Annotated in this window: 14 protein-coding genes; 6 read left to right on the top strand and 8 right to left on the bottom strand. The window is 68.9% G+C overall.

Translation table 11 applies throughout. The features are described 5' to 3' along the window. Positions 1-145: 145 nt before the first annotated feature. Genes AC07XB_RS24115 through AC07XB_RS24090 form a run of 6 tightly spaced genes read left to right on the top strand, consistent with a single transcriptional unit; the run spans position 146 to position 6,930 of the window. Positions 146-1,492, top strand: coding sequence for a molybdopterin-binding domain-containing protein (locus AC07XB_RS24115; protein WP_492830148.1), 1,347 nt, complete (start codon positions 146-148; stop codon positions 1,490-1,492). Continuing rightward, entirely contained in the window at positions 1,489-3,171 is a 1,683-nt protein-coding gene (locus AC07XB_RS24110) for a formylmethanofuran dehydrogenase subunit A (RefSeq protein WP_492830146.1), read from the top strand. The genes AC07XB_RS24115 and AC07XB_RS24110 overlap by 4 nt, the downstream gene beginning before the upstream one ends. Before the next feature lie 40 nt (positions 3,172-3,211). After that, the gene (gene fhcD, locus AC07XB_RS24105) at positions 3,212-4,126 is read left to right on the top strand and encodes a formylmethanofuran--tetrahydromethanopterin N-formyltransferase (protein ID WP_492830144.1); all 915 of its coding nucleotides are present in this window, start codon (positions 3,212-3,214) and stop codon (positions 4,124-4,126) included. Next, positions 4,123-4,941, top strand: coding sequence for a formylmethanofuran dehydrogenase subunit C (locus AC07XB_RS24100; RefSeq protein WP_492830142.1), 819 nt, complete (start codon positions 4,123-4,125; stop codon positions 4,939-4,941). Before fhcD ends, AC07XB_RS24100 begins: the two co-directional genes overlap by 4 nt. 14 nt (positions 4,942-4,955) lie before the next feature. Beyond that, positions 4,956-6,260: an aminodeoxychorismate synthase component I gene (gene pabB, locus AC07XB_RS24095; RefSeq protein ID WP_492830140.1), complete on the top strand. Its 1,305-nt coding sequence runs from the start codon at positions 4,956-4,958 to the stop codon at positions 6,258-6,260. Then, complete coding sequence (locus AC07XB_RS24090) at positions 6,241-6,930, top strand: HAD family hydrolase (RefSeq protein ID WP_492830138.1); 690 nt, start codon at positions 6,241-6,243, stop codon at positions 6,928-6,930. The genes pabB and AC07XB_RS24090 overlap by 20 nt, the downstream gene beginning before the upstream one ends. 45 nt (positions 6,931-6,975) lie before the next feature. Here the strand turns inward: AC07XB_RS24090 and AC07XB_RS24085 are convergent, their stop codons facing one another. The 8 genes from AC07XB_RS24085 to AC07XB_RS24050 form a co-directional block, all read right to left on the bottom strand. Continuing rightward, the gene (locus AC07XB_RS24085) at positions 6,976-7,929 is read right to left on the bottom strand and encodes a VWA domain-containing protein (protein WP_416048546.1); all 954 of its coding nucleotides are present in this window, start codon (positions 7,927-7,929) and stop codon (positions 6,976-6,978) included. Continuing rightward, entirely contained in the window at positions 7,926-8,471 is a 546-nt protein-coding gene (locus AC07XB_RS24080; RefSeq protein ID WP_492830136.1) for an MxaK protein, read from the bottom strand. Before AC07XB_RS24080 ends, AC07XB_RS24085 begins: the two co-directional genes overlap by 4 nt. After that, positions 8,468-9,460 (bottom strand): vWA domain-containing protein, encoded by a 993-nt coding sequence (locus AC07XB_RS24075; RefSeq protein WP_492830134.1) that lies wholly within the window; start codon positions 9,458-9,460, stop codon positions 8,468-8,470. Before AC07XB_RS24075 ends, AC07XB_RS24080 begins: the two co-directional genes overlap by 4 nt. Beyond that, complete coding sequence (locus AC07XB_RS24070) at positions 9,457-10,356, bottom strand: calcium incorporation protein MxaA (protein WP_492830132.1); 900 nt, start codon at positions 10,354-10,356, stop codon at positions 9,457-9,459. Before AC07XB_RS24070 ends, AC07XB_RS24075 begins: the two co-directional genes overlap by 4 nt. After that, positions 10,353-11,222, bottom strand: a complete 870-nt coding sequence (locus AC07XB_RS24065; protein ID WP_492830130.1) for a DUF58 domain-containing protein — start codon at positions 11,220-11,222, stop codon at positions 10,353-10,355. The genes AC07XB_RS24070 and AC07XB_RS24065 overlap by 4 nt, the downstream gene beginning before the upstream one ends. 22 nt (positions 11,223-11,244) lie before the next feature. After that, a complete protein-coding gene (locus AC07XB_RS24060; RefSeq protein WP_492830128.1) occupies positions 11,245-12,264 on the bottom strand; it encodes an AAA family ATPase in 1,020 nt (339 codons plus the stop codon). Positions 12,265-12,605: 341 nt separating this feature from the next. After that, the gene (locus AC07XB_RS24055; protein WP_492830126.1) at positions 12,606-13,244 is read right to left on the bottom strand and encodes a response regulator; all 639 of its coding nucleotides are present in this window, start codon (positions 13,242-13,244) and stop codon (positions 12,606-12,608) included. A 12-nt stretch (positions 13,245-13,256) separates the two neighbouring features. Then, the gene (locus tag AC07XB_RS24050) at positions 13,257-14,678 is read right to left on the bottom strand and encodes a HAMP domain-containing sensor histidine kinase (protein ID WP_492830124.1); all 1,422 of its coding nucleotides are present in this window, start codon (positions 14,676-14,678) and stop codon (positions 13,257-13,259) included. Positions 14,679-14,718: the final 40 nt, after the last annotated feature.

The raw sequence follows: 14,718 nt of genomic DNA, 5'->3' as shown, positions 1-14,718 counted from the left end.
TTGTCTCGTTGCCCCGGCTCCTGGCGCATCCCGTGCGCTGCGGTTTCCCCGCTGCCAGGCGCCTTGCACTCGCCATGGTGGGCGGATGGCGGCTGCGCGGCGGCATGCGGGCAGCCCGCTGGCACAGGCTTTGCTCGACATGGGCATGGCACCCGCTCCCGATCTCCCCTCCGACCCCCGTGGCCGCCCAGCCGGCCGGGCCACCTGGACCTGCCCCTTCTGCGCGCTGCTGTGCGACGGGCTCGACGTTGCGCAGGATGCGGCGGGCGGCTGGACACCGGCACTGGCCGGCAGCACCTGCCCGCGTATGGCAAGCGCGCTGGCTTGGTTCGATGCGCGAGCAGTGGCAACCACGCCAAGCGCCGATGGCCGCCCCGTGGCATTGCCCCAGGCGCTCGACGCTGCCGCGCTCCTGCTGCGCGAGAGCCGGCTCCCGCTGTTTGGCGGCCTCGCCACCGACGTGGCCGGCGCGCGCGCGCTTTACGCCCTGGCCAACCACAGCGGCGCGGTGCTCGACCATGCGCATGGCGACGCCATGACGGCCAGCCTGCGCGCGCTGCAGGATCGCGGCGCGTTCACCACCACGCTGGCCGAGGTGCGCAACCATGCCGACTTGATACTGTGCATTGGCACCCAGCCCTCGCACAAACATCCCGAGTTCTTCCGACGCTGCGGCCTGGCGGACAGAGAACAGCCGTGCACGCGCGAGCTGGTCTTCCTGGGCACGCCGGTCGACCCAGCGGCGGCACTGCTTGCGAATGCGCGCTGCAGTGAAGTTGCGCTGCCCGAGGGCGAGGACCTGTACCAGACACTCGCCTCGCTGAACGCCCTGTGCCGCCCGCGTGCGCTGGCCGACGGCAACATCGCTCCAGCTTCCCTGCGCGATCTCTCGGCGCGCTTGCTGGCCGCGCGTTACGCTGTCATCGTGTGGACGCCGTCCACGCTCTGCGCGCAGGCGGGTGGCAAGCATGCCGCGCTGCTGATCGAGGGCATCCACCACCTGGTCAAGACACTCAACCGCACCACGCGCGCCGGCGGCCTGTCGTTCGGCGGCGACGACGGCGGCAATACCGTCAACCAGGCCATCACCTGGCTGTCCGGCGTGCCGCTGCGCACGCATGTGCACCCTGGCGGGCTCGATCACGATCCGCACCGGCACGGGACCGAGCGCCTGCTGCGCGGCGGCGATGTCGACGCGCTGCTGTGGGTCGCCAGTTTCACTCCGGACCTGCCTCCGCCCGCCAGCCCCGTGCCCACCGTGGTGCTCGGGCATCCGGCGCTGGCCGCATCGATGGCCGGGCGTTCCGGCGTCTTCATTCCGGTATCGACGCCGGGCATCGGCTCGGCCGGGCACCTGTTCCGCACCGATGGCGGCATCGTGCTGCCGCTCACCCCGCTGCGCGACGACGGCCTGCCTACGGTCGCGGCGGTGGCGGCGCAATTGCTTGCACGGCTACGGCAAGCGCCCGCGGCCACGGAGTTCGCACCATGAGTACCATGCGCCTGCACGGCGGCCGCCTGTACGACCCCGCACGGGGGGTCGACGGCCAGCTTGCCGACCTCTATATCCGCGACGGCCGCATCGTTGAGCTGGCGCCCGGCACGCGAGCGGAGGCGGAGCTCGATATCGGCGGTATGGTGGTGATGGCCGGGGGCATCGACATGCATTCGCATATCGGCGGCGGCAAGGTCAACCTGGCCCGCATGCTGCTGCCCGAGGACCACCGCGACAACCTCCCCGCCACCGGGCCGCTGGAGCTGGCCTCCTGCGGCACCTGCACGCCCGGCACGCTGGCCACCGGCTACCGCTATGCGCAGATGGGCTACACCGCCGCGTTCGAGCCCGCCATGATGGCGTCGAACGCGCGCCAGACACATTTCGAGATGGGCGACACGCCGGTCATCGATCATGGCGCCTATGTCATGCTCGGCAACGACGACCTGTTCCTGCGCATGCTCGCCGAGGGCACCGATTTCCAGCGCATCCGCGATTATGTCGGCTGGACCATTAACGCCAGCAAGGCGCTGGGCGTCAAGGTGGTCAACCCGGGCGGCATCTCGGCCTTCAAGTTCAACCAGCGCCAGCTCGACGTAGACGACCAGCACGTCCACTACCGCATCACCCCGCGCGATGTGTTGCGCACGCTGAGCCAGGCGCTGACCGAACTCAAGGTGCCGCACCCCTTGCATATCCATGCCAGCAATCTCGGGGTGCCGGGCAATATCGAATCGACCCTGGCCACCATGGCCGCGCTCGAAGGCCTGCCTGGCCACCTTACCCATATCCAGTTCCACAGCTACGGCGCGGACGGGCCGCGCAAGTTCTCTTCGGCGGCGCTGCGCATTACCGAAGCAGTCAACGCCAGCCCCAATATCTCGATCGACGTCGGCCAGATCATCTTCGGCCAGACCGTGACCGCATCGGGCGACACCATGATGCAGGTGAGGAATGCCGGCCTGGCCCACCCGCGCAAATGGATCGGCGCCGATATCGAATGCGACGCGGGCTGCGGCGTGGTGCCGTTCCGATACCGCGAGCAGAGCTATGTCAATGCGCTGCAATGGGCCATCGGCCTGGAAGTCTTCCTGACGGTCAAGAACCCCTGGCAGGTGACGCTGACCACCGACCACCCCAATGGCGGCCCGTTCACCAGCTACCCGCACCTGATCCGCCTGCTGATGGACAAGTCCTTCCGCGACGAGCAACTCGCCAGGCTGCACCCGGAGGTAGCCGCCAACTGCGCGCTGCCCGATATCAAGCGAGAACTGACGCTGTACGAGATTGCCGTGCTGACCCGGGCCGGGCCGGCGCGCCTGCTTGGCCTGCGCGACCGCGGCCACCTGGGCGCGGGGGCGGCGGCCGACATCGCGGTGTACCGCGAGGAGGCCAACCGCGAAACCATGTTCACCGCGCCAGAGTATGTGTTCAAGGACGGCGCCCTGGTGGCGCGCGCGGGGCGCATCATCGCCACGCCTGCCGGCGGCACGCACTATGTGGAGCCCGAGTACGACAAAGGCATCGAAAGGACCCTGCGCAAGTACAGCGACAGCCATCTCGCGCTCAATTTCGACAACGCCGCTATCGGCCACGACGAACTGTGCGCCTGCTGCAACGGCGGCCGGCTGCTGCCAGCGCAGTGCGACCCGATGCGCCGGCAGGACACCGTATGAACGGGCACGCTACATTGCCGCGCGCCTGGGGACATCTCGCATGCTGATCAACGGAATCGCCATCGACGACACCTTCGCGGAAGCCTTCCCGATGAAGGCGACCCGCCTGCTGGTCACGGCGCATAACCTGACCTGGGCCCGGCATGCCGCGGCCGCGCTCACGGGCTTCGCGACTTCGGTGATCGCCTGCGGCTGCGAAGCCGGCATCGAGCGCGAGATCCAGCCAGCCGACTCCCCCGACGGGCGACCCGGCGTGGCCGTGCTGCTGTTCTCGATGTCGGGCAAGGAGCTGGCCAAGCAGGTCGAGCGCCGCGTCGGCCAGTGCGTGCTGACCTGTCCCACCACGGCGGTGTACGCGGGGCTGGCCGAGGGCGAGGCCATCCCGCTGGGCAAGAACCTGCGCTTTTTCGGCGACGGCTGGCAGATCGCCAAGATGATCGACGGCGTGCGCTACTGGCGCGTGCCGGTGATGGACGGCGAGTTCGTCTGCCAGGAAACCACCGCGGTGGTCAAGGCGGTGGGCGGCGGCAACCTGCTAATGCTGGCCCGCGACACGGATAGCGCGCTTGCCGCCGCCGAGGCCGCGGTGGCGGCGATGCGCCAGGTGCCCAATATCATCATGCCGTTTCCCGGCGGCGTGGTCCGTTCCGGCTCGAAGGTCGGCGCCAGGTACGCCGGCATGCATGCCTCCACCAATGACGCCTTCTGCCCCAGCCTTGCCGGCCTGGTGGCCGGCAGCCAGCTTGGGCCCACCGTGCGCTGCGTGCTGGAGATCGTGATCGACGGGCTGACGGAAGCCGACGTGGCCGCCGCCATGCGGGCCGGGATCGCGGCGCTCGCCGGGCGCGGCGCCGCTGCCGGGCTGGTGCGCATATCCGCCGGCAACTATGGCGGCAAGCTCGGACCCTTCCACTTCCACCTGCACCGGCTCGCCAGCCCGGGAGAACGCGCATGAGCAGCCTGACCCTGCGCCTCGCCAACGCCCCCGCGCTGCGGGTCGACCTGCGCCAGTTGACGCCCACCACCCTGGCTGGCATGGCGCCGGACGCGGTAGCACGCCTGCCCTTGTGGCATGGCAATGAGCGCATCGCCCTCGGCGAACTGTTCACCGTGCAGGCTCACGCCGCCGATGGCGAACCCAGTCTCACCTTTGAAGGCGACCTGGGGCGCTTCGACCGGATCGGCTGGCAAATGTCCGGCGGTACGTTGCGGGTCAACGGCAACGCCGGCGACTATCTCGGCTGCGGCATGCAGGGCGGCACGCTGCGCGTGAGCGGCAGCGCGGGCGACTTCACGGCAGCGGCAATGGCCGGCGGCCACATCGCGGTCGGCTGCAATACCGGGGACTTCGCCGCCGCCGCGCTGCCTGGCGATATGGACGGCATGCGCGGCGGGACTCTCGCCGTCGGCGGCAACGCCGGCGACCGCCTCGGCGACCGCATGCGGCGCGGCACCGTGCTGGTGGCAGGCAGTGCCGGGGACTTCACGGGCTCGCGCATGGTCGCCGGCACCATCGCGATTGCGGGCGCCACCGGTGCCCACCTGGCTTACGGCATGCGCCGCGGCACCATCGTACTGCTCAGCGCCAAGCCACAGGCTCGCGCCACCTTCGTGCGCACCAACGGCAATTTCGACGTGTTCTGGACGCTGCTGGCACGCAGCCTGGCCCGCGCCGGCGGCCCGTTCACGGCTTTGCCTGCGCTGCGGCCGCGCCGCCTGGTGGGCGACCTTGCGATGGACGGTAAGGGCGAGTTGCTGACGTTTGACTAGTCAAGGAGCGAGCAATGGGCGATCAAAGCTACGCGCTGCTCGACGACGCGAACGCCACGCCGGGCCAGCCCACCAGCCGCCTGTACACCGGCTTGCTGCGCGAGATCCGCTGCACGGATCCGGCGGGGCTCGGGCAGGCATGGCAGCAAGCCGATGCAGCCATGCGCGGCGGAGCCCACGCGGTGTTGTTGGGGGACTACGAGTGGGGCATGGCGCTCCAGGGACTGGGCCACCTCGCAGCGGTGGAACCCCGTGAGCCCGCCCTGCGCATTCTCCTTTTCCGCGAACTGGCGCGCCTCTCGCGCGAGCAGGTCGATGCTTGGCTCGCCAGGATGGACGGCGCGACGCCCTCGCCTGCGGGTGCCGGCGCATTCCGGCCGAGCGTGGACCGTCCAACCTTCCACGCCGCGATCGCCCGTATCCATGAAGCGCTGCGTGCCGGTGAGACCTATCAGGTCAATTACACCTACCGGATCGATTTTGAAGCCTCGGGCTCCCCGCTTGGCCTGTACCGCCGCTTGCGCGCGCGCCAGCCGGTGCCATACGGGGCGCTGATCGCCCTGCCACACGACGCGCAGCAGCCTTTCATCCTGTCCTGCTCTCCCGAGCTGTTCCTGCGCCATGAAGACGGCAAGCTCACCGCGCGCCCGATGAAAGGCACCGCCCGGCGCGGCACGAGCCCGGCCGAAGACCGCGCGATTGCCCGCGCGCTGGCGGCCGACGAGAAGAATCGCGCCGAGAACCTGATGATCGTCGACCTGCTGCGCAACGACCTGGGTCGCGTGGCGCAAATCGGCTCGGTCAAGGTGCCGGCGCTGTTCTCGATTGAGCCCTACGCCAGCGTGTTCCAGATGACCTCCACTGTCGAGGCGACACTGCCCGAAGCCGTATCGATGCCGGCCCTGCTGCGCGCCCTCTTTCCCTGCGGCTCCATCACCGGCGCGCCCAGGCATCACACCATGGAGCTGATCGCCGCGCAGGAAACCAGTCCCCGAGGCCTGTACACCGGCGCCATAGGCTGGATCGACGCCCCCGCCCCCGGCTCCGCGCGCGCCTGTGGCAGCTTCTGCCTGTCGGTGGCCATCCGCACGCTGGCGCTCGGGCCCGCCCGTGGCGGCGTGCGGGCCGGCCGCATGGGTGTCGGTGCGGGCATCGTGCTCGATAGCGAGGCCGCATCGGAGTTCGAGGAATGCGCGCTGAAGGCCGCCTTCCTGACCGGGCTTGTGCCCGACCCCGGGCCAACGCCTTATCATGTGCGGGATCTGTCCATTCCCGACCTCGTCGTTACCCGTGCCGCCCATGCAACTCGTACTGTTTGACCTCGACCACACTCTGGTGCCCTTCGACAGCGGCTCCACCTGGCTGCGCTACCTGATGCAACTCGGGGTGCTTGACGAGGCCGAATTCGCCCCGCAGAACCTGCGCTTCGCCCAGGACTATATCGACGGCAAGCTGGATATCCATGCCTTCCAGCGCTTCTGCATGTCCTTCCTGGCTCGCTACGACCGCCGCGATCTCGACACCTGGCGCAGCGCCTTCATCGCCAGCATCGCCGACCGGATCCCGGCACCATCACGCGAGCTGGTGAATCAGCACCGCTCCGCCGGCGACCTGTGCTGCATCGTGACCGCCACCAACGACTTCGTCGCCCGCGGCTTTGCCGACAGCTTCGGCGTGGGGCACCTCGTTGCCTCCCTAGCCGCAACCGTCGGCGCCGGCCCGCTGGCCCCCTTCAGCGGCGAGATGGTCGGCGTGCCGAGCTTCGGCGCGGGCAAGGTCGAACGGGTAGCGCAATGGCTGGCCGCAATCGGGCGGCGCTGGGAAGAATTCGAGCGTTCGCTGTTCTATTCCGATTCGGCCAACGACCTGCCGCTGCTGGAGCACGTCAGCCATCCGATCGTGGTGGCGCCGGATCCGCGCCTGCGCGCCATCGCGCTGGACCGGGGCTGGCCGGTTATCGAGCAGGCGGGGCCGCTTGTCGTTGCCTAGGTGTGATATGGGCTAAACGCCGCTCCACCAGTTCGGAGGAGGATATCAGGGCGAAGACTCCGGCTTGCCTTGCCCGAAGAAGCGGCGCAGAGGCAGGCGCCCGAGCGCTGGCAGAAAATGCCAGGTCAGCAACAACAGGGCGAGCACGGCCGGCAGCCAGCGCAGATCGGTCCTGACCGGCTGCCGATGCGCCAGGCGCCCGTCAAGCAGCGCGCTGGTCAAGGCTCCGGGCACGGCGACGCGGCGGTAGCCAAGACCCGTCTGCCTGGCCAGCGCTTCCAGATGCGCTTCATGCAAGGCCGAAAGATGTTCCTGGCTTTGCGCCGGCGCCACGCCACCGGATACTGCGCCGAGCTGCACGACCTCGTCGGCGCGCCAGTAGCCGATGCGGTTGCCATCCGGGTCGGACTTGGGAATGGGTATCGGCGTGTCGCCCCCTACCCCGAACAGCCAGCCGCTGGTCTCGCCTGGCGTGACATTCAGCATGGAGTGCTCCGACGGCCGGAGCGGCGGCGACTCATGGCCATCGGTGATAAAGACGACGCGGGTGCCATCACCCATGCTCTTGCCCATGCGCAGCGTCCAGTAAAGGCCCTTCGTGATGCTGCTCGCATTGACCCAGGCCATGCGGCTGTCGATGCGATCCAGCGACGACAGCAAGGCATCGTAATTGGCGCAGACCTCAAGCGGCGTCAGCAGGGGGAGCGCGCGATAGTCGGCAAACACGGCCCAGCCCACTTCAGAGCCGCAGGGCAAGTGCTTCAGCGCCTCGCGCATGGCGCCGCGCGCGTACGCCAGGCGGCTCACGGGCGCGGCCGGGCTTCCCATGTCCTCGACATTCATGCTTTGCGTTACGTCGAAGGTGACCATATAGCGGAAGGTGCCGCGCGGCAGGGTCAGCGGCGGCATCCAGACCGCGGCCACCAGCAGCAGCAACGTCACCGCCAGCGGCCCGCTTCCCCGCGCGAAGAACCGGCCAGCCAGCGTGCGCAGCGTCAAGGCAGGTCTCCCGGGGGCAGGCCCGGCACCTTGATGCGCAGCAGCTCCTTGGGCATGTCGTCGGTCTCGGCGCCGAACACATCCTGCGCCTCGGGGGCGAGCCAGAGCGCGCGCTCCAGGTTGTAGCGGGCATCCCAGTCGCCGGGATCGGCGCGCAGCAGCTCGCGGTAGCGCTCTTTGGCAAGTTCCACCAGCGCCTGCGCCTGGAAGGCATCGTTCGCGGCAGTGTCGCGCGCATTGCGCAGGAACATATTGCCCAGGTTGAACAGCGCCGCCTGCCCGAGCGCATCGGTGCGGCCGCGCTGGATCAGGCTGTTGTAGACCGCCAGGGCCGCGTCATGCTGGCCGGCCTCGGCCAGCGCGCTGGCCTGCGCCAGCCTGGCCTCGGGCACGTCGGCGGCGGCGCTGGCGTTCGCCTTTGCCGATGCCACGGCCTGGTTGATCCGGGCCGCCTTGCGCAGTTGCACGACCTGGGCGGCCGCGAGCGCGCCGAAGCCAACCGCCGCCACGGCAAACGCCAGATGAATGGTGCGCCGCCTCATGTCCAGCTCCGCAATTGAAGGCATCGGTATCCAAGCAGCAGCGCGCAGCAAACCAGCGCCGCGCCAAAGACGTAGGCGCTGCCATCCTTGCGCGGCACGCGCTCCGTGAACGACAGCGGCAGGTTCTGCTGGCGGCCGACTTCAGCGATGGCGGCGGCCATGGCACTGGCGTCCTCGGCCTCGTACGCGCGATATGGCGTGGTCAGGCTCTGGAAGAAGCGGTGCAGAGCGATCTCCTGTGCCGGGCTGTCGTCCGGGACATCGGCGTGCAGGCTTGGACTGATGCCGGTGCGCAGGTAGATCCAGTACAACGCAATGCGGTTGCGGGCCAGGCCGGCCTCGATACGTTTGCGCGTGCCGGCATCGAGCTGCGCGCCGCCGTCCGACACCATCAGGATGATGCGGCTGCCGGAGTAAGGGCGCGCGTCGAACTCGGCGATCGCTGCCAGCACCGCCCTGCCGATATCGGTGTTCATCAGCCCCCGGCCGATGCGGGTGGCCGCGATGCCAGCCTGGATCGCCTGCTTGTGCTCGGTAAACGGCAGCACGCGCAAGGGGCTGGTGCTGAACATCATGAAGGCATAGCGGTCATTGGGCCGCTGCGCGACGAAGCGCGTGAGCAGCTCGCGCGCGACATCGCCCTTGGTGTCTCCCTGCGTGCGCAGCGCGGCCTGCTCGCCCTTGGCCACGATGACGGAATTCATGCTGCCGCTGCGGTCCAGCAGGATCAGGATCTCCGCGCCGTGCCCGGTCCGCGCCACCTGCGTTTCCGAGCGGCCCGGGCTGGCCAGGCCGACGATGATGCCCGCCATGGCGATCACGCCAAGGCCCCGTTCCAGCACGCCGGCGACGCGGCCGATGCGATCCGGTGGCAGCCACGCCACGCTGGGAAAAGACAGCGTGTCGCCGCGCCGGCGCAGCAGCGGCAACAGGGCCAGCGGCAGCAGCGCCAATACCCACGGATGGACGAAGTCAAAGGGAATCGTCATGGCCGGGCACGCTTCTCGGCAAGATAGAGGTCGCGGCAGAGCGCGCGCAACGGAAATGGCTCGCCATTGGGCTCGCCCGAGAAGAACCGCTGATCCGAGCGGGCATAGAAATGCTGAAGCCGCGCGCGCAGGGGTTCCAGATGCGGTGCCCGCGCCAGCAGCCCGGGGAGCGCTGCCGCGCGCAGGACCGTTCCGGCGGTCTCGTTCAGGGCCTGGTGCAGGCATAGCCAGGCCTCGGCCTGGCTGGGGTCGAGACTGCGCATCCTGCGCCATGCCCGCGCCAAAGGCAGTTGCCTGGATTCGCGCCGGTTGCGCCAGGCCCACCAGCCCAGCCAGGCGGCCAAGGTGGCCGCCAGCGCGGCGAGCCACAGCCGCATCCGCCGCGCAATCGGCTCGGTTGGCAACGCAGGCACGGCCCGGTCGGGACGCATTTCGAGCAAGCCGCCTTTGCCGAGCACAGCCTGCGGCGTCAGCGGGCCGACGCTGATCAGGTGCGCGCCGGTCTTCAGCGCCGGACCCGTGCTCATGGGCAGCGACAAGGCAGGCAGCGCGATCGCGGTCAGCGTTTGCGGCGCATTGACGATCTGGTAGCTTACGCGCAGCCAGCGGCGGCCGTCGGGATCGGTCTCCCACTGGACCGGACGCCGTTCCAGCCATCCGCTGATGCGCTCCGCGCGTGGCAGCGCGGCTGGTTCGATGGTGCGGCCATCGGCGGGCAGCAGGATGCGCTGCGTGACCACGTCGCCAAGCACGTAGCCAAAGGCGCGGGGTTGCTGCACGACCACGGTGGCCGCTTTTCCCTGCGCCCGGGCGGAGGGAAGGACCAGCACGGCGGCAATCGTTGCCGCACAAGCCGCGCCGGCAAGCCTGGGAAGGAGGTGCCGGCGATGCGTCATGCCACGGCCTCGAGAAAATAGCGGGACACGGCCTCGGCCTCGAATGCCCCGTGCAGATGAATGGGTCGCAGCCCTCGCGCGAGGAACAGGGCATCAAGCCGGGCGCGCCGCGACGCCACCGCATCGCGCCACTGGTCGCGCAGCCTCTTGCGCACCCAAAGCGTGCGCTGGCGGCCGGTTTCCGCATCGCGCACGGCCAGCAGCGCATTGCCTGGCGGTGGCTCGGTTTCAGCGGGGTCCCAGGTAATCATTGGCACCACGTACGCCTGCGCCAGCATGTCGAGAATGCCGTCCAGTGCTTCAAGCGCCCAATGAAAGTCTGAGACCAGGAAAATCAGTCCCTGCCGATCCGCTAACCGCTGCGCCGCTTGCGAGAGCCCTTCGGCACCACCCGCGCAGGCCGAAGCGCCTGCGCTCGCGAACTCCCGCAGCATCGCCGACATGGCATAGCCGGCGCCACGGCTGTGCCGCGCCGGCACGAACAGGTCGGTGCGCTCCACCGCATCGAAAGCCAGCATGCCCACAGGGTCGCCGGCGCGGAAGGCGCTATGCCCCAGCCCTTCGAGGAAATCCGCCGCAACGTGCAGCTTGCTTGCCCGCGCCCCGAATCGCATGGAGGCCGACACATCGACCACGGCGTGCACCGGCACGCTGACGCGCTGGCGGTGCACGCGCACCAGCCATTCCCGCCGCAGGTTGCGCAGGCTGGCGCGCAGGTCGAGCCGCCGCGGGTCCGGATTGTCGAGCAGGCGCATGTGCGCGGCAAATTCCTGCCCATGGCCGAGGCTGGTGCCCAGGTGGGCCCCCGGCCGCAAGCCGCCCGCGCGGGCGGGCAGCCGATAGTAGAATTCGTGCGGGCTGGTCATGGCCACGTTCGCGTCGTTCGCATCATGGCGCGGCAATGGTGCCCATGATCTGCCGCACCAGCGCGTCGGACAGTTCCGCGCGGCGCAGTTCATACACCGGCGTGAAGAACACGCGATGGCCGAGCGCCGACGGCAACACGGCATGGATGTCTTCCGGCACGAGATGCGTGCGCCCCGCCATCCATGCCACCACGCGCGCTGCCCGCATCAGAGCGCTCATGCCGCGTGGGCTTGCGCCCGCAAGAACGAAACGCTCCATGTCGACGCCGTCCAGGCGAATGCCGAAACGCTGCGGCGTTTCGGTCGCCTCCCACAGTTTCAGCACATAGCGCTCGATGGTCTCGCTGGCTTGTATCCCGCGCTGGATGATCGCGGCGATCTCGTTGAGTTGCGCCCAAGGCAGTACATCCGGCGCGACCTGCTCCAGCAAGGACTCGGTATCGTGGTAGGCCGCTTCGAAGACCAGCGCGCGGCGCACGGGGGGATCGGCGGGCGTGGCAATGTTCAGATCGAACATGAAGCGGTCGCGGGCGGCGGAGGCCAGCTCGAAAGTCTCCTCCTTCTCGACCTTGTTGCGGTCGGCGAACACCGTCATATGCGGGAAGCGGTACTCGCGGTTGAAGGCCGACACCGAGCGCTCTGCCATGGCCCGCAGCAGCAGCGACTGGACCTGCGGGCGGGCCCGGTTGATCTCGTTGAAGAAGAAGGTGGTCAGCCGTTCGCCGTGGCGCAGCAGCGGGCCGGGGTCGATGCGCGGTCTGCTCTGTTCGTCCACATAGCTGTGATAGACCAGATCGCCCGGCATCAGGTCGATGGTCCCTTCCACGCGCTCGAAATCGCCGCCGATGGCGCGGGCAAAGGCGCGTAGCACGGTGGTCTTGCCCACGCCGACGTCGCCTTCAAGCAGCACGTGGCCGCGCGCGAACAGCGCAACGTTGATCAGGCGGATGATCTGCGGCTGGCCGATCACCGCCTTGGCCACCTCGCGCTCCACACGCCGGGCACTGTCGCGCCAGTCCTGGAGTTTCTCGTCTGCTGTCATCGGATTCTCTTGATCCATTGCGGCCGGGAACGGCGCCGGCTAATCAGGGATCCTTTGCACAAGGCATGCCAGGCGTGTGGCGGAACATGGGTGTCAGTTGACGGGACGCGATCTGATGGAGGAAATGCGGAATCCAGGAGCCGGGACGGCTCGGGACAGAATGGCGCACATTGTTGCAGCGCGCAGCAATGTGTGGCGGGAGCGGGTTGTCGGACTCGCGGGCGGCAATCGGCACTTGTATCGACGAAGTCAACCGCCTTGTATATACGGTCAGCGATGAGCGCCTGGATATCGTTGCGTGCCGCTTCCACGACTGAACGCTGAACGCAGAACGCAGAACGCTAAAGCAAGCCATGCTGCCGCGCATAGCGATGCATCTCCAGCGCATTGCCAAGCCCCATCTTCTTCCGAAGAATGGTCTGGTAATTGGCCACGGTCTTGATGCTCAGGAATAGCCGGCCGGCAATCTCCTCCACCTGCTGCCCCTGCGCCAGGAGACGGAATACATCGAACTCCCGCGACGACAAGCCGAGGTGCGGGACCTCATCCCGTTGCCCGCCGATGTGCGCCATGGCCTCCCTGACATCGTCCGACAGGGGCCGCTCCCCGCGCATGACCAGCTGCACGGCATCGACCAGGGCCTCGGGCGGACTGCTCTTGGTCAGGTAGCCGCGCGCGCCGGCCTTCAGTGCCTGCGCCACCAGCGCGGGGCTGTCGTGCATGCTGAACACCAGCACGCGCAATCCGGGCAGGCGGCTGCCCAGCCTTTGCAGGGTTTCCAGCCCGCCACGGCCCGGCATCGACAGGTCTAGGATCAGCACCTCGGCTTCGTGCTGCGTCAGCCAGCCGTAGGCGACGTCGGTGTCGCCGAACTCTGCCACGACTTCAATGCCCGTTTCCAGTTCCAGCAAACGCCGGTAGCCGGTGCGCACCACGGCGTGGTCGTCCGCGAGCGCCACCCGGATGGGTTCCGTCACCATATCGCCATGCCTTCAGGCCTCCTGCGCCCAGTCGTCATGATTCGCCAGTTCCGCCGGCCTGCCTGCGCCAGCCAGGCAGAAGCGCGCCGCAAGCCGCAGGCCGGGCCGATCTGCGCCGGGTGCCGACTCGCTGATCTCGATCTCCGCGCCATGCGCCCATACTCGCTCGCGCAGGCCGTCAAGCCCGTGGCCCTGGCGCGCCGATTGCGAGGCGGCAGCCATGCCGACGCCGTCGTCTTCCACCGACCAATCCACCGTGCCCGCGCCGTCGGCCCGCAGCGACACCGTTGCCTGGCTCGCCCGCGCGTGGCGCACGACGTTGGTCAGCGCCTCCTGGGTCATCCGATAGAGCGACAGGGCCAGTTCGTCCGGCAAGTCGGCGCCATCCAGGTCTAGCCGCAACACAAAGGCGGTGTGCCCGCCCGCCTGCCCGCGCCAGCCCTCCACCAGCTCGCCCAGCATGCGCGCCAGCGGCACCGGTCCGCTGCCCGGGAGCAAGCCGTGCGGGCGCAGCCCGTGCAGCAGGTCGCGCACGTCCAGGTGGATGCGCTCGCAGTGGTTGGCCAGATCCCGCGCCACGGCGTTCAAGGCCGGGTCGGCGCGCGTCTTGCGTGCCATGTAGGCCGTGTCGGCGCGCATCGCGGTCAGCACCTGCCCGAATTCGTCGTGCAATTCCCGGGCCAGCCGCGCGCGTTCCTGCTCCTGCAGGGTCAACACGCGAAGGCTGAGCGCACGGCGTGTCGCCTGGGTGTGCGCGAGCGCGTCGGCCAGGTGGTTCAGCGCCCGTGCTATCGCATCCAGCTCGCGCGTCGGCATGGCGGGCAGGCGGTGCGCGTAGTCGCTGCGCTCATAACGCGAGATTGCATGGAGGATGTCGCGCAGGGGCGCCAGCGCGCGCCGCACCACCCAGCAGATGCCGCCCAGCATCGTGGCGCTGAACAGGCCCAGCAGCGCCAGCACGCCGACGATGTCGCCGAAAGCTTCGCGCTGCTCGCTGAGCGGATTCCATACCAGGCTGGCCTGCCAGTCGCTGCCATCGCCGCGCGCGATGCGCCAGGTCTGGGCCGGGGCGGCGGCAGGGCCTTGCCATCGGGCCTGGACCCAGCGCCAGGCCTGGAACAGCCCCGGCACGGCCTCCTGCTGCGCCGGGCCCACCAGCACACGGCCTTCGCCATCCTTTAGCAGCAGTTGCAGGTGGCGCAGCTCCCCCGAAGCATTGATGCGCCGCAAGGCGCCCAGGCTTGCGCCAGCGCCGGCCTGCCCGCCCCCCTGCAGCGCCGTCAGGTGCGCCACCAGTTCGGCAGTGCGCAGCGCGCCGATGCCCTCGTGCCGCACATTGACCTGCGCCTGCCACAGTGCCGCCAGCAAGGCACAACACAAGCCGATCAGGGTCACCCACGCGGCGCGGCGCATCAGCAGCCTTGACATCTCCATGGCTCTCGCCTCCTCGCGTTTCGTCTCTTTCCTATGCATG

The organism is Cupriavidus sp. GW821-FHT02F09, from assembly GCF_059421605.1.
Note: the sequence above shows the minus strand (reverse complement) of the source record. Positions and strands in the feature narration are given on the sequence as shown.

What these genes read in the sequence shown, in the direction of transcription:
- AC07XB_RS24090 (WP_492830138.1), top strand. Translation starts at nt 6,241, where the DNA reads ATGCAACTCGTACTGTTTGACCTCGACCACACTCTGGTGCCCTTCGAC.
- AC07XB_RS24060 (WP_492830128.1), bottom strand. Translation starts at nt 12,264, where the DNA reads ATGACAGCAGACGAGAAACTCCAGGACTGGCGCGACAGTGCCCGGCGT.
- AC07XB_RS24110 (WP_492830146.1), top strand. Translation starts at nt 1,489, where the DNA reads ATGAGTACCATGCGCCTGCACGGCGGCCGCCTGTACGACCCCGCACGG.
- AC07XB_RS24050 (WP_492830124.1), bottom strand. Translation starts at nt 14,678, where the DNA reads ATGGAGATGTCAAGGCTGCTGATGCGCCGCGCCGCGTGGGTGACCCTG.
- AC07XB_RS24055 (WP_492830126.1), bottom strand. Translation starts at nt 13,244, where the DNA reads ATGGTGACGGAACCCATCCGGGTGGCGCTCGCGGACGACCACGCCGTG.
- AC07XB_RS24070 (WP_492830132.1), bottom strand. Translation starts at nt 10,356, where the DNA reads ATGACGCATCGCCGGCACCTCCTTCCCAGGCTTGCCGGCGCGGCTTGT.
- AC07XB_RS24065 (WP_492830130.1), bottom strand. Translation starts at nt 11,222, where the DNA reads ATGACCAGCCCGCACGAATTCTACTATCGGCTGCCCGCCCGCGCGGGC.
- fhcD (WP_492830144.1), top strand. Translation starts at nt 3,212, where the DNA reads ATGCTGATCAACGGAATCGCCATCGACGACACCTTCGCGGAAGCCTTC.
- pabB (WP_492830140.1), top strand. Translation starts at nt 4,956, where the DNA reads ATGGGCGATCAAAGCTACGCGCTGCTCGACGACGCGAACGCCACGCCG.
- AC07XB_RS24115 (WP_492830148.1), top strand. Translation starts at nt 146, where the DNA reads ATGGCACCCGCTCCCGATCTCCCCTCCGACCCCCGTGGCCGCCCAGCC.
- AC07XB_RS24080 (WP_492830136.1), bottom strand. Translation starts at nt 8,471, where the DNA reads ATGAGGCGGCGCACCATTCATCTGGCGTTTGCCGTGGCGGCGGTTGGC.
- AC07XB_RS24075 (WP_492830134.1), bottom strand. Translation starts at nt 9,460, where the DNA reads ATGACGATTCCCTTTGACTTCGTCCATCCGTGGGTATTGGCGCTGCTG.
- AC07XB_RS24100 (WP_492830142.1), top strand. Translation starts at nt 4,123, where the DNA reads ATGAGCAGCCTGACCCTGCGCCTCGCCAACGCCCCCGCGCTGCGGGTC.